The organism is Arthrobacter halodurans (assembly GCF_041877255.1).
GTDB lineage: Bacteria > Actinomycetota > Actinomycetes > Actinomycetales > Micrococcaceae > Arthrobacter_N > Arthrobacter_N halodurans.
Map to the genome: position 1 here is coordinate 401,552 of NZ_JBHDLJ010000002.1, position 26,336 is coordinate 427,887.

Consider the following 26,336-nt stretch of genomic DNA (forward strand, 5'->3'; position numbering starts at 1 on the left):
AGGGTGGGACATCAGAGTTCGACGACGGTGACGGAGGCGGGTGCCGTCTGTTCGACGGTGGGGATGGTGGATCCGGGCAGGGACACGGCGGCGGAGCCGTGTGCCACCGCCTGGCGGAGGCAGTCCGGGGCCGAGGCCCCGCGGCTGTGGGCCAGCAGGTAGCCGGCCAGCGACGAGTCGCCGGCACCGACGGTGCTCCGGGCGGCGACGGGCGGGTGCGTGGCGAGCCAGGCGCCGTCCGCGGTGACCAGCACGGCGCCCCGGGCGCCGAGCGTGGCCAGGACGGCCCCTGTTCCGGAGTCGACCAGCGAGCGGGCGGCGGTGGCGGCGAAGCGCGGATCGGCCTCGAACTCCGCCTCGCTGCCGAGCGACGTCAGCTCGGCGAGCTCCTCGGCGTTGGGCTTGATCAGGTCCGGGGCGCTGTCGCGCCCGGCCGCAAAGAGGGCCCGCAGGGGATCGCCGGAGGTGTCGACCGCGATCCGCGGCGCCGCGTCGCCCAGTTCGCGGCGCAGCTGGACGGTGAGCGCGGCGTAGAAGCCCGCGTCGACGCCGGGCGGCAGCGAGCCGGCCAGGACGGCCCACGCGGCCCCGGAGGACGCGGCGACCGTCGCGGCGGCGAGCAGCCGCTGGTGCTCCGCGGTGAGCACGGGCCCGGGCTCGTTGACCTTGGTGGTGGTGCCGTCCGGCTCCGCGAGCGTGATGTTGCTGCGCAGCGGCTGGCCCACGGGCAGCGCGCGGTGGGGGAGCCCGGCCTCGAGGAGCCCCAGCACGACGGGGTCCGTGGCGTCTCCGGGGAGGACGGCCAGGGTGGGCACCCCGGCCGCGACGAGGCCGCGGGAGACGTTGACGCCCTTGCCGGCCGCCTGGGCGGAGGCGGACGACGCGCGCTGCACGCCGCCGCGGACGAGGGCCGAGACGAGTTCGACGGTGCGGTCCATGCTGGGGTTCGCGGTCAGGGTGACGATCATGCCAGGACCACCTCGACGTCGGCCGCCTCCAGCGCGGCGGCCAGGCCGGCCTCCGGCTGGCGGTCGGTGACGAGCGTGTCGACCTCGTCGAGGCCGGCGAAGCGGACGAGGGCCTCCTGGTCGAGCTTGGTGGAGTCCGCCAGCACCACGACGCGCCGCGCGCACCGGACGATGGTCGACTTCACGGCCGCCTCGAGCGGGTCGGGCGTGCTCAGGCCGAAGGACGCGTCGACGCCGTTGGCGCCCACGAACGCGATGTCCGGGCGCAGCGCCTCCAGCTGGACGACGGTGCGGTTGCCGATCGCGGCGCTGGTGAGGCCGCGGACGCGGCCGCCGATGACCTCGAGCTGGAACGCGGCCGCGGAGGAGATGCGGTAGGCGATGGGGACGGCGTGCGTGATGACGAGCAGCTCGGCGGCGCGCTCCCGCGGCAGCTGGTCGGCCATGAGCCCCGCCAGCAATTCGGTGGTGGTGCCCGCATCGAGGACAACCGAGGCCTCGCCGACCGGGAGCAGCCCCAGCGCCTTCGCGGCGATCCGCTCCTTCTCGGCGTGCCTGCGGCTGGTGCGGGCGGAGAGGCTCTCCTCGGAGGTGCTGGCCTTGCCGGCGGCGACCGCGCCGCCGTGCACGCGGCGCAGGACGCCGACCTGCTCCAGTTGCGCCAGGTCGCGGCGGACGGTTTCCCGGGTGATCTCGAACCTCCCGGACAGCTCGGCCACGGTGACGCGGCCCTTGCTGGTGACCAGGCCCCCGATCAGGCGGTGGCGTTCTTCGGCAAACATTGCGGAATCCTCCCGGTCGGATCCGCTCGTGATGCGGATCACATGCTTTCTGCGTTTACCTGACCTTAGTCTCCCCGAAACAAAGATGTCAACAGAAAGCAACATAAACACAGAAAATCGGGGGGTGGGGCTGCGGCGGTCCCCGGTGCGTGGCGACGCGCCACGTCTCCCGGCGGAGCGGCGGTCCCCGGCGCGTGGCGGCCCGCCACGCCTTCCGGCGGAGCGGCGGACGCGGCGCGGGAGGCGGCGTGTTGCGCGGGTTCGGGAACTGGGATTGGCTGGGGGGATGGCTTCCCCCATCGAGGACTACGCCCTTTTGTCGGATCTGCGCACGGGCGCGCTCGTCTCCCGGACCGGCAGCGTCGACTGGCTCTGCCTGCCCCGCTTCGACTCCCCGTCCGCCTTCGCCGCCCTACTGGGCGACGCCCGCGACGGCCGCTGGCTGCTGGCGCCGCACGGTGCCGTGGACGACTGTGCCGAGGGGTTCGCCGCCGCGGGGGCGGACGTCCCGGAGGTCGTCGGCCGCTCCTACGTCGAGGGGACGTTCGTGTTGCACACGCTGTGGCGCGCGTCCGGCGGCGAGGTGCTCGTGACCGACTTCATGCCCGTGGGGGACCAACGCGCGTCGCTCGTGCGCCGGGTCGAGTGCTTGGCGGGCGAGGTGCGGATGCGCCAGGAGCTCGTCATCCGCTTCGGCTACGGCGACGTCGTGCCGTGGGTCCGCCGCCACACCGACGAGGCCGGAGTGGAGTCCATTGTGGCCGTCGCCGGGCCGGACGCGATCGTGCTGCACGGGGACCGGCTGCCGCACGCCGAGGGCCGCCGGCATACCGGGGTGTTCACCGTCTCCGCCGGCGACGTCGTCGACCTCGAGCTCTGCTGGTACCCGTCGCACCGCGAGGTCCCGCCGCGCGCGGCGACCGGCGCGCGGCTGCACCACACGTCGTCGTACTGGCGGGACTGGGCCAAGGCGCTGCCGGCGCAGGAGGCGTACCACTCGATCGTGCAGCGCTCGCTGCTGGTCCTGCGCGCGCTCACGCACGACGCGACCGGGGGGATCGTCGCGGCGCCGACCACCTCGCTCCCCGAGCACTTCGGCGGCGAGCGCAACTGGGACTACCGCTTCTGCTGGCTGCGCGACGCCGCGCTGACGCTGGAGGCGATGATGACCCACGGCTACGGCCGGGAGGCGCTGCAGTGGCGCGACTGGCTCCTCCGCGCCGTCGCGGGGGATCCCGAGGACCTGCAGATCATGTACGGGCTGGCGGGGGAGCGCCAGCTGCCGGAACGCGAGCTGGGCCACCTGGCCGGGTACGCGGACTCGCGGCCGGTGCGGATCGGCAACGGCGCGGTCGCCCAGTACCAGGGCGACGTCGTCGGCGAGGTCCTCGTCGCGCTCGAGAAGCTCCGGAACCTGGGCGGGGTGGAGGACCACTTCTCCTGGCCGCTGCAGAAGGCGCTCCTGGCGTACGTGGAGCGCCACCTGGACCGGAAGGACCACGGCATCTGGGAGATGCGCGGCGAGCCGCGGCACTTCACCCACTCGCGGGCCATGATGTGGGCGGCCTTCGACCGGGGCGTCTGCGCGGTGCGCGACCACGGGCTCGACGGCGACGCCGGCCGCTGGGAGGAGCTCCGGGACCGGCTCCGCGACGAGCTTCTGGAGGAGGGGTTCGACGAGGAGCTCGGCTCGTTCACCCAGTCCTATGGGTCCCGGGAGGTGGACGCGTCGCTGCTGGTCCTGGCGCAGGTTGGCTTCGTCGCGCACGACGACCCGCGGATGCTCGGGACCGTGGCGCGCCTCGAGCGCGACCTCATGGACGACGCGGGTCTGCTGCGCCGCTACCGGACCGCGGCCGCCGCCGACGGGTTGCCGCCGGGGGAGCACCCCTTCCTCGCCTGCTCCTTCTGGCTCGTGGAGCAGTACGCGCGCTCGGGGCGGATCGACGACGCGCGCGCCCTCATGGACCGGCTGGTCGGTTTCGCGAACGGACTGGGCCTGATGTCCGAGGAGTACGACACCGTCGGCGGGCGGATGGCCGGGAACTTCCCGCAGGCGTTCTCCCACCTGGCGCTCATCAGGGCCGCCGACGCGATCAACGGCCACGCCCAGCCGCCGCTGTAGCCCGTCGATGCGGCCCGCCGAGGCTGCCGATCTGCGGCGCGCCCGCGGCGGACCGGCGGCTACGGTCCGGCGTCCGCCGCGGGCTCCGGTTGCGCCGCCGGCGCGTCCAGCGGATGTGCGATCTCGTCCCGCGCCATGCGCGCGGCCAGCCACGCGACGACGCCGACCACGGGCGAGACGACGCCGGCCACCACGAAGACGATCCAGAGCGGCACGGCCTCGCCGATCGGTCCCGCGAGCGCCATCGACAGCGGCATGAGGGACAGCGACACGAAGAAGTCCAGGCTGGAGACCCGGCCGAGCATGTGCGGCGGCACGCGGCGCTGCAGCAGCGTGCCCCAGATGACCTGCCCGATCCCGCCCGTGACGCCGACGACGAACAGGAGCGTCGCGAGCTGCCAGAAGCCGTCGACGAAGCCGACGGCGGCGAGCGGCAGGGCGCCGAAGCCCCAGACCATGATCATCCACGTGAGGTACCGCCGCGGCAGCGGCAGCGAGGCCGTCCCCAGGGATCCGACGGCGCCGCCCACGCCGAAGGCGGCCAGCAGGAAGCCGAACGTCTCGGCGTCGCCGCCGAGCTGGTCCTCGACGACGAACGGGAGCAGCACCTCCAGGGGGCCGATGAAGCTGAGCACCGCGATCACGGCGAAGAGCAGCGTCCACAGCAGCCACGGGGTGCGCACCGTGTAGGAGACGCCCTCGCGGAGATCGGCGACGACGCTCGGCCGCTGCCGGCCGGGCGGCAGGTGCGCGTCGTAGCGGCGGTCGTGTGCCAGCGTGGTGAGGACGAGGAGGGCCGCGAGGTGGCAGGCCGCGATGCCCGCGATCGCGTGGGCCGGCGACAGTGCGGCGACGACCATGCCGGCCGCCGCGGGCCCGGCGGCCTGCTGCAGGACGGGGCGCAGCGTGCCCTCCATCCCGTTGGCGGCGAGCAGGTCCTCCGCCGGGAGCATGCGCGGCAACAGCGCGGAGTAGGCCGGGAAGAAGAACGCGGCCCCGGCGCCGACCAGGAACCCGGCGACGGCGAGGTGCCACAGGGCGACGGCGCCCGTGAGCGCCAGCACCGCCACGGTGGACATCACCGTCAGGCTGGCCGCCTCGACGGAGACGATGATCCGGCGGCAGGAGACGCGGTCGGCCGCGATGCCGCCGACCAGGACGAACGCGAGCAACCCCACGCTGGTGGCCGTCGCGACGACGGACAGCTCGACCGGTCCGCCGCCGAGCCGCCTGACCTGGTAGACCATGGCGACCGCCCACATGCCGTGGCCGAAGACGCTGACGACGAGGGCCGCCATCAGCGTGCGGTAGTCGCGGTGGGCGAAGGGCCGCAGGGCGCGCGGAGCCATGGGAAGTCCCTTTCGGATCGGTGCCGCGGGCGCGCCGGCCGGGCGCGTCCACCCCAGTATCGCCTGAGTGATTGAATGATGTCAATCACTGAGGGACGGCGAAGCCCGGCGCAGTCCCGGTCCGCGCAAGTTACCTGTGGGTAGTATCGGGGCATGCACATGCTCTTCCGCTTCCTCGCCCTGCTGGCCACGGCCAGGCGCCGCCCCGCGCTCTCGCTCTTCGAGCCCGGTTCGCTGCCTATGCGCGCGCTGTTGACGGACATCGACGTCGCCGGGCACATCAACAACGGCGTGTACTTCTCGCTGTTCGACCTCGGGCGCTTCGACCTGATGATCCGCGCCGGGGCCTGGGACGTCATGAGGCGCAACGGCTGGAGCCCCGTGGTGCAGGCCGAGACCATCACGTTCCGCAAGTCCGTGGTCTTCAACCAGCGCTTCACCCAGGAGACGCGGGTGGCCGGCTTCGACGAGAGGTGCATCTACTTCGAGCAGCGCATCGTGGCCGACGGCGAGGTCTACGCCAGCGCGCACATCGCCACCCGGCTGTTGTCCAAGCACGGCCCGGTGCCCAATGCGGAGATCCTCGCGGCGCTCGGTGAGCAGCCCCCGGCGGACCTGGTGCTCCCGGAGTGGGTGGCCGAGTGGCGGGCGCGGACCGCGCTGCCGGGGTCGCGCAAGCCGGCCCCGCACCACTGGGGCCGCGGCGCCCGGGACGGTGCCCTCCGCGGGGAGTAGGCTCGCCCCCATGGTGCGCTTCCTCATCCTGGCCCTCTTGGCGTCCCTCGGTTTCGCCACCGTTGTGGCCGCGGCCTTCGGCTCGGCGGGCTGGTGGGTGCTCGCGGCCGCCGTGCTGCTGGTGCTCGGGCTCGGCGTCCACGACGTGCTCCAGACCCGGCACGCGATCCTGCGCAATTTCCCGGTTCTCGGGCACCTGCGCTACCTGCTGGAGTCGATCCGGCCGGAGATCCAGCAGTACTTCATCGAGCGGAACTACGACGGGCGCCCGTTCGACCGCGACACCCGGTCCCTGGTCTACGCCCGCGCCAAGGGGGCGGACAGCCACAAAGCGTTCGGCACCGAGCGCGACGTCAACGAGCTGGGCTACGAGTACCTGCTGCACTCCACGGTCCCGGTGGCGCCGCCGTCGTCGCCGCACCGCGTGCGCATCGGCGGCCCGGACTGCGCGCGGCCCTACGACGCGTCCCTGCTGAACATCTCGTCGATGAGCTTCGGCTCGCTGTCCAAGAACGCCGTGCTGGCCATGAACAAGGGGGCAGCGCTCGGCGGATTCCTCCAGGAGACCGGCGAGGGCGGGCTGACGCGGCACCACCTCGAGCACGGGGCGGACCTGTTCTGGGAGATCGGCTCCGGGTACTTCGGGTGCCGGGACGACGCCGGCCGCTTCGACCCCGAATCCTTCGCGGCCAAGGCCGCGCACCCCAACGTCAAGGGCATCACCATCAAGCTCAGCCAGGGCGCCAAGCCCGGCCTCGGCGGTGTCCTGCCCGCGGCCAAGGTCACCGAGGAGATCGCCGAGGCCCGCGGCGTCCCGCAGGGCGTGGACTGCGTCTCGCCCGCGTCGCACTCGGCCTTCCGCACGCCGCGCGAGCTCATGGTGTTCGTGCGGACGCTGCGCGAGCTCTCCGGCGGCAAGCCGATCGGCTACAAGTTCTGCGTCGGCTCGCGGACCGACGTCCTCGCGATGTGCAAGGCCATGATGGAAACGGGCGTCACCCCGGACTACATCATCGTCGACGGCTCCGAGGGCGGCACCGGCGCGGCCCCGCTGGAGTACGAGGACCACGTGGGGACGCCCCTGACCGAGGGGCTCATGCTGGTGCACAACGCGCTCGTCGGCTGCGGGCTGCGCGAGAGGATCAAGCTCGGCGCCGCCGGCAAGGTCGCGACCGGAAGCGACATCGTGAAGCGGCTGATCCAGGGCGCGGACTTCACGATGAGCGCGCGCGCCATGATGATGGCCACCGGCTGCATCCAGGCCCAGAAGTGCCACACCAACGAGTGTCCCGTCGGCGTCGCCACGCAGGACGCGCGCCTCATGCGCGCCCTCGACGTGGAGGACAAGGGGAACCGCGTGCACAACTACCACAAGCTGACCGTCCGGGAGGCCGAGCAGATCATGGCGTCCCTCGGCGTCGCCGATCCCGGCCGGCTCAATCAGCGCATGCTCCGGCGGCGCGTCGACCACCTGACCACGCGGAGCTACGCCTCGCTCTACCACTGGCTGCGGCCGGGGGAGCTGTTGATGGACCCGCCGCGCGGCTGGCGGCTGGACTGGGAGGAATCGGACGCCGACCATTTCGGCGAGCATGCCGACACCCCGTGGCTGGAGCCGACGGCGTCGGAGGCCGCGGCGTTGGAGCGCCAGCGCTCGGTGTTCGCCGAGGCGTCCGGGAAGGGGTGGCGCAGGCCGGACGGCGCGCGGCGCCGCGGACGTTCCGTCGTCGTGATCCTGGCCGAGCCCCGCCGCACCGAGCCGGGGGCCGGCCCGGGGGGTCCGGCGACGCCGCGGATCGCGGGGGACGCGGTGCGCCCGGAGGGCCGCCCCTAGCGGCGGCGCCACTCAGCGCCGCGTCACTTGCCGAGGAGCCGGGCGAACCAGCCCCCGCCGTTCCCGGTCGTGGCGGTGCGGTCGCAGGTGCAGCGCTCGGACTTCGGGATGTGGCGCATGACGTCCTGGACGTGGTTGCCGCATCCGGCCCACGTGGTCTTCCCGCAGCTGCGGCACTTGACGGCTCGGCACATGGTGTTCTCCTGGGGTCGGCGGGTTGGCGCCCACCCATCGTCCCACATACCTCCCGGGGTATCAAACTACCCCCCGGGGTATCCAATCGGGAGCCGATCCGCTAGCCTTGAGGGCAGGTCCGCACCGGGCGGGCGGGAGCCGCGAAGCCCGGAACGGAACCGGCAGCCCACGACCTGGAGAACCCCCATGCAGCTCGACACCCAAGAAGTCACCCCCATCATCAACCGGCTCAAGCGCGCCCAGGGCCAGCTCGCCGCCGTCACCCGGATGCTCGAAGGGGGGAGCGACTGCAAGGACATCGTCACGCAGCTCGCCGCCGTCTCCAAGGCCCTGGACCGCGCCGGCTTCGCGATCATCGCGACCGGGCTGGAGCAGTGCCTCCTCAGCGAGGATTCGACCATGAACAAGAAGGACATGGAGAAGCTCTTCCTGTCCCTCGCCTGACCCGTTCACCCGCCGGCACTGCGCCGGCGGCACGCCGCACCACGAACCCGAGGAGCACCATGGCCTACACGCACACCGTCGTCGTACCGCTGGACTGGGACGGGGCCCTCGTGCGCACGCGCGAGGCCCTGGCCGCGCAGGGGTTCGGCATCCTGTCGGAGATCGACGTCCGCCAGACCTTCGAGTCGAAGCTGGGCGCCGAAGCCGCGGAGGCGCTCGGCGAATACATCATCCTGGGCGCCTGCAACCCGGGCCTGGCCAGCCGCGCGCTGTCCGCCGAGCCGGAGATGGGCGCCCTGTTGCCATGCAACGTCGTCGTGCGCCGCGCGCCCGGCGCGGAGGCGACCACCGTGGAGACCATCGATCCGCAGACGATGGTCCAGCTCAGCGACAGCGCCGAGGTCCGGCTCGTCGCCGAGGATGCCGAGACCCGCCTGCGCGCGGCGCTGGCCGACCTGATCGCGCGGTAGCCGGCCCCCGCCGCCGCGCGGTGGGGGCGCCGGCCCCGGCGCTCGCGCCGGTCGCGGCGGGGGACGCCCGGCCCCGCGTCAGGCCTCCGGGCGCGCCTCGTACTCGGCGAGCACCTGCTTGCCGATCTTGAAGGCCACGTTCGCCGCGGGAACCGAGCAGTAGATCGCCGACTGCAGGAAGACCTCCTGGATCTCCTCCGCCGTCATGCCGTTGCGCAGGGCCGCGTGCACGTGCATCTCCAGTTCCTCCCAGTAGCCGCCGGCGATCATGGCGGTGAGCGTGATCGCGGAGCGCGTCGTGCGGGACAGGCCCGGGCGGGTCCAGACGGTGCCCCACGCGTAGCGGGTGATCATCTCCTGGAACTCGCCGGTGAACGCGTCGGCGGCGGCCGTCGCGCGGTCCACGTGCTCGTCGCCGAGCACCTCGCGCCGCACCGCCATCCCGGCGTCGTAGGGATCGCCGGGCAGGCGGGATGTGTCGGGCATGTCGCTCCTTGTGGTGGGGTGGCGGGGGAGGGGCCGGGCGTCAGGCGCCGTCGGTCCCGGTGAAGAACTCCAGCAGCAGCCGGGCGGTTGCCTCCGGATCCTCGGCGGGGGCCAGGTGCGCGGCGGACGGCACGACGGCGGAGCGCCCCCGGGCGACGCCGGCCGCCACGGCCTCGGCGTCGGCCGGCGGGCAGACGGCGTCGTGCGCGCCGGCGATGGCGAGCACGGGATCGGTGATCCGGCCCAGCTCGCCGCGCAGGTCGAAGCCCGCCAGCGCGCGGCAGGCGTGGGCGTAGGAGAAGCGGTCCGCGTCCTGCAGCGTGTGCAGCAGCTCGGTGGTGACGACGGGGTTCTTCTCGATGAAGCCCGGGGCGAACCAGCGTTCCGCGGACCCGGCGACCATGGTCGGCGTCCCGGCCTTCGCGACCAGCTCCGCACGATCCGTCCAGCCCTCCGGCGTGCCGATCTTCGCCGCGGAGCAGATGATCGCCAGTCCGGAGAACAGCCCCGGGTAGTCGAGCCCCAGCTGGAGTCCCGCGGCCCCGCCGACGGACACGCCGGCGTAGAAGGCCGGGAGCGCGGGGTCCACGCGGCCCTCGGATTCGAGCCCGCGCACGAGCGAAACGACGGCGGAGGCCAGCTCCGCCATGGAGAACTCCGCGGACGACGGGACGCCGGCGCCGTGCCCGGGGAGGTCCCAGGCGACCAGGCGGAAGTCGTCGCCGAGATACGGGACGATCGGACCCCACAGGGCCGCGGCGCCGGTGCCCAGCGAGGGGCCCAGCACCAGGGTGGGCTTGCCCGCGGCGTCGTCGGCCGAAACGTTGAGGGCGGTGGCGGTCAGCTGGGGTTCGGTCATGGTTCCTTCCGGGAGGCGGCCCACTCGCTGTGGTCCGCCGCGATGCGGTCGATGAAGGCGCGGGACTGGCCGAGATAGCCGGACGGATCCAACAGGGCGGCGAGTTGGTCGTCGGAGAGCAGGGCGGGGTCGATCGCGCGGCGCAACAGCCCGCGCAGGGGAACGCCGTCGTTCAGGGACTGGAGCACCAGGCGCCGGACCTCGGCCGCCCCGTCGCCGGCCGCCCCGTCGCCGGCCGCCCCGTCGCCGGCGGAGCCGGCGGGCCCGGTGCCTCCGGCGGGCGGGGTTCCTCCCGCGGTTGCGGTCCCGCTGGGGGCTCCGGGGCCCAGCAGGGGCGCGGCGCGCGCCACGATCCGCTCGCTGACGAGCAGGTCGCCGGAGATCCCGACGTTGCGCCCCATGGCGGCGGTGTCCACCTCCAGCCCCGTGGCGAGTTCCGCCAGCTTCTCCGCGGCGCCGGCCGCGAGGCGCAGCAGCTCGCGCAGGGCGGCCCACTCGGAGTGCCACGCGCCGTCGGGGCGCTCGTCCACGGCCGTGCCCGCGGCGAGGAACAGCTGGGCGGCCTGCTGCGGGGCGGCGAGGGCGGCCGAGCGGATGAGGACGGACAGGACGGGATTGCGCTTCTGCGGCATGGCGGAGGAGCCGCCGCGCCCCTCGCCGCCCGGCTCGGCGACCTCCCCGATCTCGGGGCGGGCGAGGATGAGCACGTCGGCGGCGACCTTGCCCGCCGCGGCGGTCACGTCCGCGAGGGCGGCGCCCCACGCCGTGACGGGGAGCCGGTTCGTGTGCCAGGGCGCGACGGGATCGGTGAGCCCGAGCCGGTCGGCCAGCGCGGCGGTCAGCGAGGGCACGGCGTCGGCGGTTCCGCTGCCGGGCCCGCTGCCGGTCCCGCCGTCGGCGCCGTCCGCGGCGAGCCGGTCGGTGAGCGAGGCCAGCGTCCCGACGGCGCCGCCCCACTGCAGCGGCGCGGAGTCGAGGGCCGCGTCGAGCCGCCGGCCTGCCGCCACGACGCCCGCGAGCCAGTTGGCGGCACGCAGGCCGAACGAGGTCGGCAGCGCGTGCTGCGTGAGCGACCTGGCGACGCAGACGGTGTCCGCGTGCGCCGTCGCCAGGCCGGCGAGGGCATCGGCCGCCCGGGCCAGATCGGCGCGCAGCAGCTCGCCGGCGCGCACGCACACCAGCATCAGCGCGGTGTCCACGATGTCCTGGCTGGTCGCGCCGCGGTGGACGGTCGCCGCGGCCGTCTCGGAGATCCCCTGCCCGCGCAGCTCCCGGCGCAGGTCGCCCAGCAGCGGGATCAGCGGGTTGCCGCCGTCGCGCCCACGTGCCGCGACGGACGCGGTGTCGTACAGCGCCGCGTCGGCCGCCGCGTCCAGGGCGTCCGCGTCGGCGGGGTCGCAGAGGCCGGCGTCGGCCAGCACGGCCACCCAGGCCGCCTCGACGTCGAGCATGGCCTGCAGGACGGCCTCGTCGGACGTCGCGGCGGCGGCCGGCGTGCCGGCCCAGGCCGGGGACAGCAGGCCGTGGTCCGCGGTGCTCATGGTGCTCCCTCGTCAAGAATCGTCGGCGCGGATCCCGCGCGGGTCGGCGCCCGGCGGTGCCGCGACAGGTCAGCGGCCGCGTGGCGCCGCGGCGCGCGGTGCGGCCCCGGCCCCGACGTGTCCGCCGGGGCCGAAGCCGCGGTGTCTCAGCCGCCGCGCGGGTATTCCAGGAAGACCGTCTCCCCGGCGCCCTGGAGGCGGACATCGAAATGCAGGTCCCCGTTGGCCTCGCGCGTTGCCACCAGCGTACTGCGGCGCTCCGCCGGCAGGGAGGACAGCAGCGCGTCGGCCTCCAGCGCCGCGGCGTCCTCGGGCAGGTAGACGCGCGTGAAGAGCCGGTTCAGCAGTCCGCGCGCGAAGACCGTCATCAGGATGAACGGCGCCTTGCCCTCGTCGGTCGGTCCCGGGTTGACCGTGGTGAACGTGTAGTGGCCCTCGTTGTCCACGGCGGCGCGGCCGAAGCCCGTGAACGTGTGCCCGTCGCGGACGAGCGAGCCCGTTTCCCGGGGGACCCTCCCGTGCTCGTCGGCCTGCCAGATCTCCAGGAGAGCGTCCGGGATGGTCTCGCCCTCGCCGTCGTAGACGGTGCCGTGCAGTCGGATCGAGCCGGGATGGGCCCGGTCCACCAGCTTCTGCCCGTCCCGGAAGGGGAGCGCGTAGCCGTAGAACGGGCCGATCGTCTGGCCGGGGGTCGGGACCAGCTTGAGTGCGGGTGCCTGTGCCATTTAGTGCTCCTCCTCCTCGTTCTCCATCCACGTGCGGTTGCTGCCCGTCAGGACGATGTCCCAGCGGTAGCCCGTGTTCCACTCGTGGCTCGTGACGTTGTGGTCGTAGGTGGCCACGAGCCGATCGCGGGCCCGCTGGTCCGTGATCGACTGGTAGATCGGGTCCAGCGGGAACAGCGGGTCGCCCGGGAAGTACATCTGGGTGATCATGCGCTGCGTGAAGTCCGTGCCGAACAGCGAGAAGTGGATGTGGGCCGGCCGCCAGGCGTTGTGGTGGTTCTTCCACGGGTACGGGGCGGGCTTGATGGTCGTGAACTCGTAGGAGCCGTCGGCGCCGGTGATGGCCCGTCCGACGCCGGTGAAGTTGGGGTCGATCGGCGCGGGGTGCTGGTCGCGCTTGTGGATGTAGCGGCCGGCGGCGTTCGCCTGCCAGATCTCCACCAGCTGGCCGGCGACGGGGCGGCCGTCTCCGTCCAGGACGCGGCCGCTCACGACGATCCGCTCGCCGATGGGCTCGCCGTTGTGCTGGATGGTCAGGTCCGACTCCAGGGCGTGCACGTCGCGGTGCCCGAAGGCCGGGCTCCACAGCTCGATCGTCTCGGGGTCGGCGTGGTGCAGGCTCTTCGTCGGGTGGCGCAGCAGCGAGCTGCGGTAGGGCGCGAAGTCGATGCGCGGCTGGGTCTCCTCGGCGCCGCCGGAGCCCTTGGCGGCCTCGTAGGCGTCGTGGATGTGCCGCATCTCGTCGTTGATCCGGTCCTGCGAGTCCGCGGCGGAGTCGGGGTTCGTGTCGATCGTGTGGCTGTCGTCGAACTCTTCCTCAAACATGGATGCGGCTCCTTTCGTGGTGGTGGGTGGCGGGGGGCTGGGGGTCTGCGCACCCGGGCTAGCCATGCGGCCAGCCCGTGTAGGACTCCGCCAGGTACTGCTGGCCGTAGCGCGAGCCGGTGACGGTGTCGAGTTCGCCGAGGGCCCGCTTGAGCATGAACGGTTCGGCGTCCGGCGGGGTGTGCAGCATGGTCGTCATCCAGTAGGAGAAGTTCTGCGCCTTCCACACGCGTCGGAGCGCGGTGTCGGAGTAGCCCTCGAGCAGTCCCGCATTCCCGGTCGAGTAGAACGAGTCGATCGCCTCGAAGAGCACCCTGACGTCGGCGAAGGCCAGGTTCAGGCCCTTGGCGCCGGTCGGCGGGACGGTGTGCCCGGCGTCGCCTACCAGGAACAGGCGCCCGTGGCTGAGCGGTTCGCGGACGAAGGACCTGAAGGGCAGCACGGTCTTCTCGAAGATCGGCCCGGTCTTGAGGGTGAACCCGTCCGGTCCGTCGACCCGCCGCTGGAGTTCGGACCAGATGCGGTCCTCGCTCCACGCGTCCACGTCCTCGCCGGGATCGCACTGGAAGTACAGCCGCTGCACGGTTTCGCTGCGCTGGCTGACCAGGGCGAAGCCGTGCGGCGAGTTCGCGTAGATGAGCTCCGGCGAGCTTTTCGGCGCCTCGGCGAGGATGCCGAACCAGGCGAACGGGTACTTGACGGTGAAGTCCCGGCGGTTGGACTCGGGGATCTGCCGGCGGCAGAAGCTGCGCGAGCCGTCGGCGCCGACCAGGAGGTCGCAGTGCACCTCGAACTCGCCGCCGTCGGCCGCCGTGAAGCGGAACTTCGGCGTCTCGGTCTCCAGATCCAGGACCGCGGTGACCTCGGATCCGAACCGCACGTCCCCGCCGTCGCGCTCCCGGGCCGCGGCCAGGTCCACGAAGACCTCGTTCTGCGCGTAGAGGGTGACCGTGGCGTCGACGAGTTCGCGGAAGTCCAGCGGGTGGGACTCGCCGTTGAAGCGCAGGTCGATGCCGGCGTGCTCGTCGCCCAGGGTCAGCACGCGGCCGTCCACCCCGGTGTCCGTGAGGAGGGCGACCGCTCCGGACTCCAGGATGCCGGCGCGGTGCGTGGTGCTGATGGTGTCCGCGTCGCGGGACTCGACGACGATGTTCTCGATGCCGGCGCGCGCGAGGAGGTGGCTGAGCATCAGCCCGGCGGGTCCGCCGCCGACGATGCCGACGCGGGTCCTCAGGACCGTGCGTTCATTGGCCATGGGCTGGGCTCCTCGGGGTGGGTCGGACGGGCAGGCGGATCCGTGGACCGGCCGCGGAATGCCCCCAGTGTGTCCCGGTGCACATTGTCGGCGCCAACGCTCGTCCCATTCAATGGGAAAAGCGCCGGTCAGTCCTCGGGACCGAACGCGGCCCGGGCCAGGAGCGCCCGGAGGGTGGCGCGTTCCGCGGCCCCGAGGGCCCGCAGCGAGTCGTCCTCAGCGGCGGATGCCGCGGCCCTGGCCCGCGCGCAGAGCTCGCGGCCGCGGGGAGTGCCGACGACCAGCTTGGACCGGCGGTCGGAGGGGTCGGTCTCACGGTGGACGAGCCCCCCGCCCTCGAGTCCGTCCACGAGCGCGACGATCTGGCTGGGATCGAGCCAGAGGAACTCCGCAAGCTCGCGCTGCGTGGGGGCCGGGTCCCCGCAGGCCAGTGACAGCACGGAGTAGGAGCGGACCTTGAGCCCCAGCGGGGCCAGGCGCGTGTTCGCGGCCGCCGAGCCCTGCGAGCGGAGCCGCGCCACGAGGAAGCTCAGGTCCTGCGCCAGGTCGGAGACGAGCAGCCGGTTGGCGCCCGGCGTTGCGGCGGTGGAGTCGTTGCGGGCCAAGGGCCCTCCCGTCGGATCGGCTTGGAAACCGTGAGAAAAATAATCGTTGACTTTCTCAAGAATATTGGTTGTCATGGATCGAAGGCAAGACTCACGTTCTTCCAGCATTCGACCACCGCGGACGGCAGGCGCCGGTCCGGGCAAAGGAGCCCAGCATGTCACTGGCAGGAAAAACAGCGATCGTCACCGGCAGCGGGCGCGGGCTCGGCCTCGCCTACGCCCGCGAACTCGCCCGGCGCGGCGCGGCCGTCGTGGTCAACGACGTCGACGGGGCCGTCGCCGCGGAGGCGGTCGACGCCATCGCCGCCGAGGGCGGCCGCGCGGTCGCCGTCGTCGCCCCCGTCGGTTCCTCCGCGGTGGCTCGGCAGCTCGTCGCCGCGGCGGTCGAGTCCTTCGGCGGGCTGGACATCCTCGTCACCAACGCGGGCGTGCTCCGGGACAAGTCGCTCCTGAAGATGACGGACGAGGACTTCGACACGGTCATCGACGTGCACCTGCGCGGCACGTTCACCTGCGTCCGCGAGGCCTACGCGCACTTCAAGGCGCACGGCGTCGCCGGCCGCGTCATCGCCATCGGCTCGCCCACGGGCCAGCGCGGCAACTTCGGGCAGACCAACTACGCGGCGGCGAAGGCCGGCATCGTGGGCATGGTGCGCACCTGGGCCCTCGAGATGAAGCGCGCCGGGGTCACCGCCAACGCGGTGATCCCGGTCGCCGCCACGGCGATGACCAAGACGGTGCCGTACTTCCAGAAGGCCGTCGAGGCCGAGGAGCGCGGGGAGCCGATGCCGGACTTCTTCCGCCGCGAACTCGGCTTCGGCACCTCGGAGGACGTGGCCGGCCTCGTCGCCTACCTCGCCTCGGACGCCGCGGCGGACGTCACGGGACAGGCCATCGGCGTCGGCGGCGACCGGTTGCAGCTCTGGTCCCACCCCGAGGCCGTCGCGACCGAGTTCCACGACGGCGGCTGGGACTACGAGACCCTGGCGTCAGACTTCGGAAGGCTCTTCGGCGGCAGGCTGCAGGGCGTCGGCGAGAGCTTTCCGGAACTCCCCGCCGATCTGCGGCCGGAGGACCGGTAGCCGTGGCCGCCCCCGTCCGCTACGAGTGCGCGGTCGACGCGTCGTCGCTGGCCGCCCTGGACATGCACGTCCACCTGGAGGTCGACGGGCACGGCCACAAGGCCATGCCGCAGGACCTCTTCGACGCCTCGGCCGCCTACTTCCGGTCCGGCGAGCGCACTCCCTCGGTGGACCGCATCGCGGAGGTCTACCGCGGGCTGGACATGGCCGCGGTCATCTTCACCGTCGACGCGCGCACCGCGCTGGGCCACGTGCCGAACTCGGTGGAGGACCTCGTCGCGGGCGCCGCGCGCAACAACGACGTGCTCATCCCCTTCGGCTCCGTCGACCCCCGCACCGGCGCGGACGCGGTCGCGCTGGCGCGGCGGCAGGCCGGCGAACTGGGCGTCCGGGGCTTCAAGTTCCACCCCTCGCTCCAGGGCTTCGACCCCAGCGACCCGTCCTTCTACCCGCTGTGGGACGCGCTGCAGGAGCTCGGGCTCCCCGCGCTGTTCCACACCGGCCAGAACGGGATGGGCGCGGGCCTGCCCGGGGGGCGCGGCATCAAGCTGCGCTTCTCGAACCCCCTCCTGCTCGACGACGTGGCGGCGGACTTCCCCGGCCTGACCGTCATTATGGCGCATCCCTCCGTCCCGTGGCAGGACGAGGCCAACTCCATCGCCACGCACAAGGCCAACGTCCACATCGACCTCTCCGGCTGGAGCCCCAAGTACTTCCCGGAGTCGCTGGTGCGGCTGAGCAACAACGTGCTCTCCTCCAAGGTCCTGTTCGGCACGGACTACCCGCTGATCACCCCGGGCAAGTGGCTGGACGCGTTCGCCGACCTGCCGCTGAAGGACGAGGTCCGGCCGGGGATCCTCCGGGACAACGCCGTGCGTCTGCTGGGGCTGGCGTGAGCGGCTTCTACCCGAGCGACCGGTACGGCTACGCGGAACTGCTCACCGACGCGGAACGCGCCGCGCTGCTGCGCCTGCGCGCCGTGCTGGACGGGCAGGTCCGGCCGCTGCTCGCGGACCACTGGGAGCGCGGGGAGTTCCCGGACGCCATCGTGGCCCCGCTGGTCGGACTGAACCTCATGGAACCCGCCGAGGTGGCCGCGGCCGGCGAGACCCCCGGCGGGCTGTACGCGGGGTTCCGCAACTTCGAGCTCGCCCGCGCCGACGCCTCCGTGGCCACCTGGTACAACGCGCAGTCCGGGCTGTTCCGCACCACCGTGGGCCTCGGCGGCGACGCGGCGCAGGTGGCGGAACTGGAGCCGCGGATCCGGTCGTTCGGACTCAAGGGCGTCTTCGCGCTGACCGAACCGGGCCACGGCTCGGACATCGCCGGCGGGCTGGAGACCCGCGCGCGGTTCGAGCCGGCCGGCGCGGATGCCCGGGCGGGGTCCGGCGCCCGGACCGGCGCGGGCTCGGCGGGCCGGGGTTCGTGGGCCATCGACGGCGCCAAGCGCTGGATCGGCGGCGCGGCGGGGGCCGACGTGCTGGCGGTCTTCGCCCGCGACGAGGCCGACGGCCTGGTCAAGTGCTTCCTGGTACCCACGGACGCGGCCGGGCTGACGATCACGAAGATGCGCGGCAAGACGAGCCTGCGGATCATGCAGAACGCGGACATCGTCCTGGACGGCGTGCGCGTGGACGCGTCGGCGCGGCTGGCGAACATCAACGGCTGGCCCGACGTCGCGGCGTGCCTGCGCAACATGCGCTCCGACGTCGCGTGGATCGCCACGGGCGCGGCGGCGGGCGCCTACGAGGCGGCCGTGCGGTATGTCGGTGCGCGCGAGCAGTTCGGGCGTCCGGTCGGCGGCTTCCAGCTGGTCCAGGAGAAGCTCGCGACCATGCTCGGGAACGTCACCGCCAGCCTCGGCATGGCGGTCCGGCTGACCCAGCAGCAGGACGCGGGGGTCTACCGGGACGAGAACTCGGCGCTGGCCAAGATGTTCACCGCCCGGGCCCTGCGGGAGACCGCGGCCCTGGCCCGGGAGGTCGTCGGCGGCAACGGGATCCTGCTGGAGAACGACGTCGCGCGCTTCCACGCGGACGCGGAGGCCATCTACTCCTACGAGGGGACGCACGAGATCAACGCCCTGGTCGTCGGCCGGGCCGTCACCGGGATCGGCGCCTTCCGCTAGCGCCCCCGGACGCGTCGCCCGTCCCGCCCGCCCGGCTCCGGTGCGCCCCAGCCGCGGCGCCCCAGCCGCGGCGCCCCGCCGCCCCCGGGCCATCCGCGCCGGTCCATCCGCACCGGGCCAACCGCCCCCCATCCGACACCGACCCATCGACTTCACCCACCAGACCCACTCAAGGAGCACGCCCCATGGCACAGACGGTCATCAGCTACCAGGACCTCGCGGACGCGGCCGGAACCGACCTCGGCTACAGCGAATACCGCACCATCACGCAGGAGCAGGTCAACACGTTCGCCGACGCGACCGACGACCACCAGTGGATCCATACGGACCCCGAGAGGGCCAAGGCGGGACCGTTCGGCGGGCCCATCGCCCACGGCTACCTGACGCTGTCGCTCCAGATCGCGTTCTGGACCGAGCTTTTCGACGTGACGGGCGTGGCCACCAAGGTCAACTACGGGCTGGAGAAGGTGCGCTTCCCGGCGCCCGTGCCCGTGGGATCGCGGGTCCGGATGAAGGCCGCCATCGCCGAGGTCGAAGAGGTCAAGGGCGGCTACCAGATCGCGGTGGACCAGGTCGTCGAGGTGGAGGGCGCCGCAAAGCCGTCCGTCGTCTCGCGCGGGATCTACCGCTTCTACGCCTAGAACGGGCACCGGGCACGGACACCGGGGAGTCGTGCCCGCGAGGAAGCCGCCGCGCGCGCCGTCCGACGCCGTGCCGGTTATGCGGGAACCGCCACACAGGAACGCAGAAGAGGAAAGGGAAGGGACACCGATGCGCAACCAAGGGCTGGGGAACTGGATCCACCGCCGGCGGGTGAAGTCCGCCGGGACGGTGGCCGTGGTCAGCGGGGACGCCGAGCTGACCTACGCCAACATGGCCGGGCGCGTCGACAGACTGGCCAACGCGCTCGCCGACCGCGGCGTCCGTCCGGGGGACCGCGTGGCCTACCTGGGCAACAACCATCCGGCCTTCCTGGAGACGCTGTTCGCCGTCGGGCTCCTGGGCGCGGTGTTCGTCCCGCTGAACACGCGGCTGGCGCCGCGGGAAATCGCCTACGCGCTCGAGGACTCCGGCAGCACCGTCCTCGTCGGGGCGCGGAGCCTCGAGCCGCTGGCCGAGGCCGGGAGCCGCGGCACCGCCGTCGGACTCCGGCTGGTGGTCGACGACGTCGCGGACGCCGGCGCGCCGCCGGCCGGCACCGTGGCGTACGCGGACGCCGTGGCCGCCGCCGCGGAGAGACGGCGCGACGTGGAGGTCTCCCTGGAGGACCCGGCGATCATCCTCTACACGTCCGGCACGACCGGACGCCCCAAGGGGGCCGTCCTCACGCACGGCAACATGACCTGGAACTCGATCAACGTGCTCGTCGACTACGACGTCGTCGGCGGCGAGGTGGCTCTGCTCATCGCGCCGATGTTCCACGTCGCGTCGCTGGGCATGGGCGCCCTGCCGACGCTGCTCAAGGGCGGGACGCTGGTGCTGCAGGACAGGTTCGAGCCGGGCCAGGCGCTGAAGGCCATCGAGCGGCACGGCGTGAACTCGCTCTCCGGCGTGCCGACCACGTTCCAGATGCTGGCCGAGCACCCGGCGTGGGCGACGACGGACCTGACCTCCCTGCGCAAGCTCACCTGCGGCGGGTCCGCCGTGCCGGCGCGCGTCATGGACGCGTACGAGGACCGCGGCCTGTCCTTCTCCGGCGGCTACGGCATGACGGAGACCGCGCCCGGCGCGACCTCGCTGCAGCCCCAGCGCTCCCGCGAGAAGGCGGGGTCGGCGGGACTGCCCCACTTCTTCACCGACGTGCGCATCGTGGACGCGATGGGCGAGGAGCGGCCGCCCGGGACCGTGGGGGAAATCCAGATCTCCGGCCCGAACGTGATCCGCGAGTACTGGCGGCGTCCGGAGGCGACGGCCGAGGCCTACGCCGAGGGCGGCTGGTTCCGGTCGGGCGACATCGGCTACGTCGACGACGAGGGCTTCCTCTACATCTCGGACCGGCTGAAGGACATGATCATCTCGGGCGGGGAGAACATCTACCCGGCCGAGGTGGAGCAGGCGATCATGGAGCTGCCGGCGGTGTCCGCCGTCGCGGTGATCGGCATCCCCGACGACAAGTGGGGGGAGGTGCCGCGGGCCGTCGTGGCGCGCGCCGAGGGCGGGCGGCTGTCCGAGCGCGAGATCACGGAGCACCTGTCCACCCGCCTGGCCCGGTACAAGATCCCCAAGACCGTGGTGTTCGTCGAGGACCTCCCGCGCACCGCGTCGGGGAAGATCCGCAAGGCCGACCTGCGCCGGGACTTCGGCGGATAGGCCAATGTTTGCCATTCGTTATCCCAGGGTGTTTTCAATCACACCGAGCGCGGCTAAGTTGATAAGAGCGTTATCCGCACAATAGTTCGCATCGCGAACACCACGATCCACCGTTCACCGGTACGACAAGGAAGTCACCCATGAAACATCTCCTGAAGACGGCGGCGGCGGCCGCCGCCGTCCTGGGCCTCGCCGCCTGCGGCTCGGGCTCGCCGAGCGCCGGAACGGACGCCTCCGGGAGCCCGGCGGCCGGGGGGGAGGGCCTGACCCCGGTCACCGTCGGGGTGATCCCCATCGTCGACACCGCCCCCATCTGGCTGGGCGAGGCCGAGGGCCTCTTCGCCGAGGAGGGCCTCGACCTCGACATCCAGACCGCGACGGGCGGCTCGGCGATCGTCCCGGGCGTCCAGTCGGGCAGCTACGACTTCGCGTTCTCCAACCTGATCTCCATCATGGTCGCCAACGACAAGGGCCTGGACATGTCCGTGGTGGCCAACGGGGCCACGACGACGGGCGACGCCGAGCACGACTTCGGCGGCGTCGTCGTCAACGCCGATTCGGACATCCGGACGCCGAAGGACCTGGCGGGCAAGAAGGTCTCCGTCAACAACCTGTCCAACATCGGCGACACGACCATCAAGGACGTCATCGAGGCCGACGGCGGGGACGCGGCCTCGGTGCAGTTCGTCGAGGTGCCCTTCCCGGACGCGCCGGCGGCCCTGGAGAACGGGGTGGTCGACGCCGCGTGGATCGTCGACCCCTTCCTGACCCAGGCGGTCGACAGCGGGGCGCGCCTGGTCTCGTCCAACTTCGTCGACTTCCACCCCGAGCTCGACATCGCCGGCTACTTCACCAGCCAGGCCAAGATCGACGCCGAGCCCGAACTGGTGGAGAGGTTCACGCGGGCCATGAACGCGTCCCTCGAGTTCGCCCAGGAGAACCCGGAGAAGGTCCGCGACATCGTCGGCACGTACACGAAGATCGACGACGAAACCCGCGCGGAGATCGTCCTGCCGCGGTACCGGGCCGAGTTCGACCAGGAGGCGGCGCAGAAGCTCGCCGACTCGGCGAAGAAGTACGGCACGCTGTCCAACGACGCCGACCTCGAGAAGCTGTTGCCCTGATGTCCGCCCCGAACGTAGTTGAAAGCGGTCCCGGGACCCGCGCCGGCACCCCGGCGCCGGTGCGCGGCAAGTCCCGCGGGGGGCTCCCCAAGCCGGTGATGGGCCTGATCGGCGTGATCGGCTTCCTCGCCATCTGGGAGCTGATCCCCGCGCTCGGCATCATCCAGGCGCGCTACCTGCCGCCGGCCTCCGAGGTGCTCATGGCGCTCGTCACCGACTTCGGCTTGACCGCCTTCTGGGAGGCCGTCGGCGAGACCATGCTGGCCTGGTTCATCGGCCTGACCGCCTCGGTGGCGATCGCGACCGTGGTGGGGCTGCTGATCGGCATGTCGCCGTTCCTGCGCCGCTTCACGAACTCCACGATCGAGTTCCTGCGCCCCATCCCGTCCGTCGCGCTCATTCCCCTCGCCGTCCTGCTCTTCGGCGTGAAGATCGAGTCGACCCTGATGCTCGTGATGTACGCCTGCTTCTGGCAGGTGCTGATCCAGGTGCTCTACGGGGTCGCCGACGTCGACAACGTGGCCATGCAGACGGCCAAGTCGTACGGCTTCTCGACATGGCAGCGGATCCGCGACGTCGTCTTCCCCACCGTCCTGCCGTACCTCATGACGGGCCTGCGGCTGGCGGCGTCCGTCGCGCTGATCCTCGCGATTACCGCGGAACTGGTCATCGGCTCGCCGGGACTGGGCCGGGAGATCGCGCTCGCCCAGTCCGGCGGGGCGATCTCGGGCATGTACGCGCTCATCCTGGCCACCGGCCTGCTCGGTGTGCTCATCAACGTGACGATGCGGTTCGTGGAGAAGCGCGTGCTCGCGTGGCACCCCTCGATCCGCGGGGAGGCGACGGTATGAAAACGCTGAAGTCCTTGGGCTACCTGGTGGCCCTTCCGGCCATCCTGATCGGCCTGTGGTGGGTGGGGACGCTGGGCGAGACGAACTTCTTCGTCCCGACGCCGGCCCTGCTGGTGGAGAAGTTCGGCGAGACCTGGTTCGACGGCGAGCGGATCGCCTCCGACGTGATCCCGAGCATCGGCCGGCTCGTCGTCGGGGTCGGCATCGCGATCGTGCTGGGCATCGTCGTCGGGCTGCTCGTCGGCCTGAACCGGACGCTGCGCGCCCTGACCGAGCCGGTGTTCGAGTTCTTCCGCGCGCTCCCGCCGCCGGTGCTCGTGCCCGTCCTGATGCTGCTGGTCGGCATCAACGACGGCATGAAAGTCGCCGTCATCATCTCCGGCTGCGTGTGGCCGGTGCTGCTGAACACGATCGAGGGCGTGCGCTCCATCGACCCCGTGCAGAACGAGACCAGCCGCTCCTACGGCATCTCCGGCTTCAGCCGGATCCGCTACCAGGTGCTGCCCGCGGCGACGCCGTCGATCATGGCCGGGATCCGGCAGTGCCTGTCGATCGGCCTGATCCTGATGGTGATCTCCGAGATGTTCGCCTCGTCCTCCGGGCTCGGCTTCACGATCGTGCAGTTCCAGCGCTCGTTCGCCATCCCCGAGATGTGGTCCGGCATCGCGGTGCTCGGCCTCATCGGCGTCGCGATGTCCTTCATCTTCCAATGGTGCGAGAGGCGCGTCCTGCGCTGGTACCACGGCCTTAAAGAGGTAGAAAATGCAGCCTGAGACCCACAACCCCGTTTCCGGGACGCCGTCCGCCCCCGAGCCCGTGCGGGCCGGCGCGGCGCCGGGACCCGGCGCCACGGCGACCGCCGGCGTTCCGGGCGACCACATCTCCCAGCCCGCCGGGGCGGCGCGCGACGCCGGTGCGGCGCCGGCCGGGCGCACGCTCCCGGAGGGCGAGGCGCTGCTGTCCGTGCGCAACGTCAAGAAGGTCTACAAGACCGACGGCGGCGAGATCGAGGCCGTGCGCAACCTGACGTTCGACCTCGGGCACGGGGAGCTGGTCTGCCTGGTCGGACCGTCCGGGTCCGGCAAGACCACGCTCCTGAAGGTGATCGCCGGGCTCATGGGCGCGACCGAGGGCGAGGTGCGGCTGGACGGCCAGAAGGTCACCGGCCCGCCGAAGAAGATGGCGGTCGTGTTCCAGGAGTACGGGCGCTCGCTGTTCCCGTGGCTGCGCGTCGCGGACAACGTCGAGCTTCCGCTGAAGAACGCCGGGGTCCCGAAGGCCGAACGGAAGCGCCGCGTCGAGGAGGCCCTGGAGGCCGTGGGGCTGTCCCACGTGCCCAAGTCCTACCCCTGGCAGCTCTCCGGCGGCATGCAGCAGCGCGTGGCGATCGCCCGGGCGGTGGCCTACCAGCCGGAGGTCCTGCTGATGGACGAGCCGTTCGCGGCGGTGGACGCGCAGACCAGGGCGGACCTCGAGGACCTCATCCGCTCCGTGTGGAAGAAGCTGGGCGTGACCGTGCTGTTCGTCACGCACGACATCGACGAGTCCGTGTACCTCGGGGAACGGGTCATCATCCTGTCCTCGTCGCCGACGGTCGTCCAGGAGGACATCGTGATCGACCTCCCGGCCGAGCGCGACCAGCTCGAGACCCGCTCCAACCCGCGCTTCACCGAGCTGCGCCACCACGTGTACGAGCAGATCCAGCTGGCGAAGAAGGGCCACCGGCCGGACGCGGAGAAGCTCTCCTAGCCTGCCGCGGCGTCTCGCCGATCCCGTCGGGGCCGGGCACCGTACGGTGCCCGGCCCCGCGTTGTCCCGCGACCCTTGCAAAGTCACTATGTCCATAGATAGTGTGAGCTGCATCGCACGCCTCAGTGCGCAGCGCGCGGGACGTCCCGGATCCGGGGGTCCCGCCAGCGCCGCGAGGCGGCCCCAGATGCCCGAGAAGCCCGAACAGCCCTAACAGCCACCGAGAGCCATCCGAAAGCGAGGCGGCGCGAGCCATGTCCCCCACCCCACCCGCGGACATCGTCCTGAAACTGAGCTGCACCGACCGGATCGGCATCGTCCACGCGGTCTCCGGCTTCCTCGCCGACCACGGCTGCAACATCACCTCCAGCCAGCAGTTCGACGACCCGGAGTCGGGGCGCTTCTTCATGCGCGTGCAGGCGCGCAACGGCGGTGCCGCGGAGCTGGCCGCGCTGCGCGCGGGGTTTGAGTCGATCGCCGGCTCCTTCGGCATGGACTGGACGATGGTCGACGCCGCGGTGCCGATGCGCGTCATGGTGCTGGTCTCCAAGTTCGACCACTGCCTCAATGACATGCTCTACCGCATCCGCTCCGGCGCGCTCCGGATCGACATCGCGGTGATCGTCTCCAACCACCCCGACCTGGAGCCGATCGCGCGCGCGGCCGGCATCCCCTTCGAGCACGTGCCCGTGACCCCGGAGACGAAGCCCGCGGCCGAGCGCCGCCTGCTGGAGCTCGTGGACGAGCACGGGGCCGAGCTGGTGGTCCTGGCGCGCTACATGCAGGTCCTAAGCGACGGGCTCTGCCGGAGCCTGGCCGGCCGGGCGATCAACATCCACCACTCGTTCCTGCCCGGGTTCAAGGGCGCCAAGCCCTACCACCAGGCGTTCGAGCGCGGGGTCAAGCTGGTGGGCGCGACCGCCCACTACGTGACCGGCGACCTCGACGAGGGACCCATCATCGAGCAGGAGGTGTTTCGGGTGGACCACACCTACGACGCCCGGGCGCTGACCCTCGCCGGCCGGGACGCCGAGCGGGCGGCGCTGTTCCGCGCCGTGAAGTGGCACAGCGAGAACAAGGTGCTGCTCAACGGGCACCGCACGGTGGTGTTTCCCTAACCGGATCCGTCGCCCGCTCCGGACCCGGTGCCCGGGCGCGGCTGCGCCAGCCCCCGGGCGATGCCGCGCGCGGCGGTGCGCAGGGCCATGACGGCGGCGGGCAGTTGCTCGGACCCCCGGGGCATCACGACGGCGAGGACGGCGATCGCCTGGCCGCGCGCGTCGAGGATGGGCACGGAGGCGCCCGTCGTCTCCGCGTCGATGAAACCGTCGAACGTGGCGAAGCCGTTGAGCCGGATGTGCGCGAGCTCGCGGCGGATGTCCGGGTGCCGGGCCGCGACCTCCTCCGCGTGCCGGGCCAGGTAGTCCTCCCGCACGGGGGCCGGCGCGAAGGCCAGGAGCGCCATGCCCATCGACGTGAGGTGCACGGGCATCCGACCCGCGACCTGCGCCTGGTTGACCACCGATCCGGGGCGGGACAGGCGCTCCACGATCAGCACGTCGTCGTCGTGCAGGACCGCGAGCTGGGTGTTCTGCCGGACGACCTGGTTGACGTCCTCCATGAACGGCATCGCCACGAGCCGCAGGTCGCGCGTGCTGGAGGAGCGGTTGGAGATCTCCCACAGCCGCAGCCCCAGCCGGACCGATCCGTCGTCGTCCCTGGCGAGGAAGCCGTGGCGGACCAGCTCGTCCACCAGCCGGTACGCCGTCGCGCGCGGCACGCCGGCCCGCCGCGCCAGCGCGCTGACGGTCAGCGCGGGCTGCTCCGGGCCGAACGCGTCGAGGATGCGGACCAGGCGGTCCAGCATGGAGTCGCCGGAGGGGGAATTGGCCAC

At 72.3% G+C, this 26,336-nt stretch carries 27 protein-coding genes; 15 read left to right on the forward strand and 12 right to left on the reverse strand.

Translation table 11 applies throughout. The annotated features are described in order from the left end of the window. Positions 1-11 precede the first annotated feature (11 nt). Together ACETWP_RS04240 and ACETWP_RS04245 are read right to left on the reverse strand one after the other, a co-directional pair. The gene (locus ACETWP_RS04240; protein ID WP_373970951.1) at positions 12-968 is read right to left on the reverse strand and encodes a 1-phosphofructokinase family hexose kinase; all 957 of its coding nucleotides are present in this window, start codon (positions 966-968) and stop codon (positions 12-14) included. Beyond that, entirely contained in the window at positions 965-1,750 is a 786-nt protein-coding gene (locus ACETWP_RS04245; RefSeq protein WP_373970952.1) for a DeoR/GlpR family DNA-binding transcription regulator, read from the reverse strand. The genes ACETWP_RS04240 and ACETWP_RS04245 overlap by 4 nt, the downstream gene beginning before the upstream one ends. A gap of 268 nt (positions 1,751-2,018) precedes the next feature. Here ACETWP_RS04245 and ACETWP_RS04250 point away from each other — a divergent pair, with 268 nt between their 5' ends. Then, complete coding sequence (locus tag ACETWP_RS04250; protein WP_373971024.1) at positions 2,019-3,875, forward strand: glycoside hydrolase family 15 protein; 1,857 nt, start codon at positions 2,019-2,021, stop codon at positions 3,873-3,875. Between the two features lie 59 nt (positions 3,876-3,934). Here the strand turns inward: ACETWP_RS04250 and ACETWP_RS04255 are convergent, their stop codons facing one another. Beyond that, positions 3,935-5,242, reverse strand: coding sequence for an MFS transporter (locus tag ACETWP_RS04255; RefSeq protein ID WP_373971025.1), 1,308 nt, complete (start codon positions 5,240-5,242; stop codon positions 3,935-3,937). A gap of 135 nt (positions 5,243-5,377) precedes the next feature. Between ACETWP_RS04255 and ACETWP_RS04260 the strand changes: the two genes are divergently transcribed. Continuing rightward, a complete protein-coding gene (locus tag ACETWP_RS04260; RefSeq protein WP_373970953.1) occupies positions 5,378-5,959 on the forward strand; it encodes an acyl-CoA thioesterase in 582 nt (193 codons plus the stop codon). A 10-nt stretch (positions 5,960-5,969) separates the two neighbouring features. Further along, on the forward strand, positions 5,970-7,793 hold the full coding sequence (locus tag ACETWP_RS04265; RefSeq protein WP_373970954.1) for an FMN-binding glutamate synthase family protein: 1,824 nt from the start codon (positions 5,970-5,972) through the stop codon (positions 7,791-7,793). A gap of 23 nt (positions 7,794-7,816) precedes the next feature. Here ACETWP_RS04265 and ACETWP_RS04270 read toward each other — a convergent pair whose 3' ends face one another. Next, positions 7,817-7,987 carry a DUF8730 family Cys-rich protein gene (locus tag ACETWP_RS04270; protein ID WP_373970955.1) on the reverse strand — a complete coding sequence of 57 codons (171 nt, stop codon included), beginning with the start codon at positions 7,985-7,987 and terminating at the stop codon, positions 7,817-7,819. 187 nt (positions 7,988-8,174) lie between these two features. Here ACETWP_RS04270 and ACETWP_RS04275 point away from each other — a divergent pair, with 187 nt between their 5' ends. Next, on the forward strand, positions 8,175-8,432 hold the full coding sequence (locus tag ACETWP_RS04275) for a metal-sensitive transcriptional regulator (RefSeq protein ID WP_373970956.1): 258 nt from the start codon (positions 8,175-8,177) through the stop codon (positions 8,430-8,432). Between the two features lie 59 nt (positions 8,433-8,491). After that, positions 8,492-8,902, forward strand: coding sequence for a DUF302 domain-containing protein (locus ACETWP_RS04280; protein WP_373970957.1), 411 nt, complete (start codon positions 8,492-8,494; stop codon positions 8,900-8,902). A 78-nt stretch (positions 8,903-8,980) separates the two neighbouring features. Here the strand turns inward: ACETWP_RS04280 and pcaC are convergent, their stop codons facing one another. The 7 genes from pcaC to ACETWP_RS04315 all read right to left on the reverse strand — a co-directional run bounded on the left by pcaC (position 8,981) and on the right by ACETWP_RS04315 (position 15,198). Further along, positions 8,981-9,388, reverse strand: coding sequence for a 4-carboxymuconolactone decarboxylase (gene pcaC / locus ACETWP_RS04285; RefSeq protein ID WP_373970958.1), 408 nt, complete (start codon positions 9,386-9,388; stop codon positions 8,981-8,983). A gap of 40 nt (positions 9,389-9,428) precedes the next feature. Next, on the reverse strand, positions 9,429-10,247 hold the full coding sequence (locus ACETWP_RS04290) for an alpha/beta fold hydrolase (RefSeq protein ID WP_373970959.1): 819 nt from the start codon (positions 10,245-10,247) through the stop codon (positions 9,429-9,431). Continuing rightward, entirely contained in the window at positions 10,244-11,788 is a 1,545-nt protein-coding gene (locus tag ACETWP_RS04295) for a lyase family protein (protein WP_373970960.1), read from the reverse strand. Before ACETWP_RS04295 ends, ACETWP_RS04290 begins: the two co-directional genes overlap by 4 nt. Positions 11,789-11,934: 146 nt before the next feature. Then, the gene (pcaG, locus tag ACETWP_RS04300) at positions 11,935-12,513 is read right to left on the reverse strand and encodes a protocatechuate 3,4-dioxygenase subunit alpha (RefSeq protein WP_373970961.1); all 579 of its coding nucleotides are present in this window, start codon (positions 12,511-12,513) and stop codon (positions 11,935-11,937) included. Next, a complete protein-coding gene (gene pcaH / locus ACETWP_RS04305; RefSeq protein ID WP_373970962.1) occupies positions 12,514-13,338 on the reverse strand; it encodes a protocatechuate 3,4-dioxygenase subunit beta in 825 nt (274 codons plus the stop codon). Between the two features lie 58 nt (positions 13,339-13,396). After that, on the reverse strand, positions 13,397-14,593 hold the full coding sequence (locus tag ACETWP_RS04310) for a 4-hydroxybenzoate 3-monooxygenase (RefSeq protein WP_373970963.1): 1,197 nt from the start codon (positions 14,591-14,593) through the stop codon (positions 13,397-13,399). A 128-nt stretch (positions 14,594-14,721) separates the two neighbouring features. After that, positions 14,722-15,198, reverse strand: coding sequence for a MarR family winged helix-turn-helix transcriptional regulator (locus ACETWP_RS04315; protein ID WP_373970964.1), 477 nt, complete (start codon positions 15,196-15,198; stop codon positions 14,722-14,724). 155 nt (positions 15,199-15,353) lie between these two features. Between ACETWP_RS04315 and ACETWP_RS04320 the strand changes: the two genes are divergently transcribed. From ACETWP_RS04320 to purU, 10 genes are all read left to right on the forward strand, one after another. Beyond that, complete coding sequence (locus tag ACETWP_RS04320) at positions 15,354-16,280, forward strand: SDR family oxidoreductase (RefSeq protein WP_373970965.1); 927 nt, start codon at positions 15,354-15,356, stop codon at positions 16,278-16,280. A 62-nt stretch (positions 16,281-16,342) separates the two neighbouring features. Then, on the forward strand, positions 16,343-17,176 hold the full coding sequence (locus ACETWP_RS04325; RefSeq protein ID WP_373971026.1) for an amidohydrolase family protein: 834 nt from the start codon (positions 16,343-16,345) through the stop codon (positions 17,174-17,176). Further along, a complete protein-coding gene (locus ACETWP_RS04330) occupies positions 17,173-18,408 on the forward strand; it encodes an acyl-CoA dehydrogenase family protein (protein ID WP_373970966.1) in 1,236 nt (411 codons plus the stop codon). The genes ACETWP_RS04325 and ACETWP_RS04330 overlap by 4 nt, the downstream gene beginning before the upstream one ends. 185 nt (positions 18,409-18,593) lie before the next feature. Further along, positions 18,594-19,049 carry a MaoC family dehydratase gene (locus ACETWP_RS04335; RefSeq protein ID WP_373970967.1) on the forward strand — a complete coding sequence of 152 codons (456 nt, stop codon included), beginning with the start codon at positions 18,594-18,596 and terminating at the stop codon, positions 19,047-19,049. Between the two features lie 130 nt (positions 19,050-19,179). Next, a complete protein-coding gene (menE, locus tag ACETWP_RS04340) occupies positions 19,180-20,718 on the forward strand; it encodes an o-succinylbenzoate--CoA ligase (RefSeq protein ID WP_373970968.1) in 1,539 nt (512 codons plus the stop codon). A gap of 140 nt (positions 20,719-20,858) precedes the next feature. Next, positions 20,859-21,842, forward strand: coding sequence for an ABC transporter substrate-binding protein (locus ACETWP_RS04345; RefSeq protein WP_373970969.1), 984 nt, complete (start codon positions 20,859-20,861; stop codon positions 21,840-21,842). Continuing rightward, on the forward strand, positions 21,842-22,693 hold the full coding sequence (locus ACETWP_RS04350) for an ABC transporter permease (protein WP_373970970.1): 852 nt from the start codon (positions 21,842-21,844) through the stop codon (positions 22,691-22,693). The genes ACETWP_RS04345 and ACETWP_RS04350 overlap by 1 nt, the downstream gene beginning before the upstream one ends. Continuing rightward, positions 22,690-23,466, forward strand: a complete 777-nt coding sequence (locus tag ACETWP_RS04355) for an ABC transporter permease (RefSeq protein ID WP_373970971.1) — start codon at positions 22,690-22,692, stop codon at positions 23,464-23,466. The genes ACETWP_RS04350 and ACETWP_RS04355 overlap by 4 nt, the downstream gene beginning before the upstream one ends. After that, complete coding sequence (locus ACETWP_RS04360) at positions 23,456-24,442, forward strand: ABC transporter ATP-binding protein (RefSeq protein WP_373970972.1); 987 nt, start codon at positions 23,456-23,458, stop codon at positions 24,440-24,442. The genes ACETWP_RS04355 and ACETWP_RS04360 overlap by 11 nt, the downstream gene beginning before the upstream one ends. Positions 24,443-24,696: 254 nt before the next feature. Further along, a complete protein-coding gene (gene purU / locus ACETWP_RS04365) occupies positions 24,697-25,560 on the forward strand; it encodes a formyltetrahydrofolate deformylase (protein WP_373970973.1) in 864 nt (287 codons plus the stop codon). Here the strand turns inward: purU and ACETWP_RS04370 are convergent. Then, complete coding sequence (locus tag ACETWP_RS04370) at positions 25,557-26,336, reverse strand: IclR family transcriptional regulator (protein ID WP_373970974.1); 780 nt, start codon at positions 26,334-26,336, stop codon at positions 25,557-25,559. The two genes, purU and ACETWP_RS04370, sit on opposite strands and share 4 nt — an antisense overlap.

Coding starts and splice junctions, on each gene's coding strand:
- pcaC (WP_373970958.1), bottom strand. CDS start 9,388: ATGCCCGACACATCCCGCCTGCCCGGCGATCCCTACGACGCCGGGATG.
- ACETWP_RS04355 (WP_373970971.1), top strand. CDS start 22,690: ATGAAAACGCTGAAGTCCTTGGGCTACCTGGTGGCCCTTCCGGCCATC.
- ACETWP_RS04325 (WP_373971026.1), top strand. CDS start 16,343: ATGCACGTCCACCTGGAGGTCGACGGGCACGGCCACAAGGCCATGCCG.
- ACETWP_RS04240 (WP_373970951.1), bottom strand. CDS start 968: ATGATCGTCACCCTGACCGCGAACCCCAGCATGGACCGCACCGTCGAA.
- ACETWP_RS04275 (WP_373970956.1), top strand. CDS start 8,175: ATGCAGCTCGACACCCAAGAAGTCACCCCCATCATCAACCGGCTCAAG.
- pcaH (WP_373970962.1), bottom strand. CDS start 13,338: ATGTTTGAGGAAGAGTTCGACGACAGCCACACGATCGACACGAACCCC.
- ACETWP_RS04360 (WP_373970972.1), top strand. CDS start 23,456: ATGCAGCCTGAGACCCACAACCCCGTTTCCGGGACGCCGTCCGCCCCC.
- ACETWP_RS04350 (WP_373970970.1), top strand. CDS start 21,842: ATGTCCGCCCCGAACGTAGTTGAAAGCGGTCCCGGGACCCGCGCCGGC.
- ACETWP_RS04310 (WP_373970963.1), bottom strand. CDS start 14,593: ATGGCCAATGAACGCACGGTCCTGAGGACCCGCGTCGGCATCGTCGGC.
- pcaG (WP_373970961.1), bottom strand. CDS start 12,513: ATGGCACAGGCACCCGCACTCAAGCTGGTCCCGACCCCCGGCCAGACG.
- ACETWP_RS04260 (WP_373970953.1), top strand. CDS start 5,378: ATGCACATGCTCTTCCGCTTCCTCGCCCTGCTGGCCACGGCCAGGCGC.
- ACETWP_RS04345 (WP_373970969.1), top strand. CDS start 20,859: ATGAAACATCTCCTGAAGACGGCGGCGGCGGCCGCCGCCGTCCTGGGC.
- ACETWP_RS04295 (WP_373970960.1), bottom strand. CDS start 11,788: ATGAGCACCGCGGACCACGGCCTGCTGTCCCCGGCCTGGGCCGGCACG.
- ACETWP_RS04320 (WP_373970965.1), top strand. CDS start 15,354: ATGTCACTGGCAGGAAAAACAGCGATCGTCACCGGCAGCGGGCGCGGG.
- ACETWP_RS04335 (WP_373970967.1), top strand. CDS start 18,594: ATGGCACAGACGGTCATCAGCTACCAGGACCTCGCGGACGCGGCCGGA.
- ACETWP_RS04290 (WP_373970959.1), bottom strand. CDS start 10,247: ATGACCGAACCCCAGCTGACCGCCACCGCCCTCAACGTTTCGGCCGAC.
- ACETWP_RS04270 (WP_373970955.1), bottom strand. CDS start 7,987: ATGTGCCGAGCCGTCAAGTGCCGCAGCTGCGGGAAGACCACGTGGGCC.
- menE (WP_373970968.1), top strand. CDS start 19,180: ATGCGCAACCAAGGGCTGGGGAACTGGATCCACCGCCGGCGGGTGAAG.
- ACETWP_RS04245 (WP_373970952.1), bottom strand. CDS start 1,750: ATGTTTGCCGAAGAACGCCACCGCCTGATCGGGGGCCTGGTCACCAGC.
- ACETWP_RS04265 (WP_373970954.1), top strand. CDS start 5,970: ATGGTGCGCTTCCTCATCCTGGCCCTCTTGGCGTCCCTCGGTTTCGCC.
- ACETWP_RS04280 (WP_373970957.1), top strand. CDS start 8,492: ATGGCCTACACGCACACCGTCGTCGTACCGCTGGACTGGGACGGGGCC.
- purU (WP_373970973.1), top strand. CDS start 24,697: ATGTCCCCCACCCCACCCGCGGACATCGTCCTGAAACTGAGCTGCACC.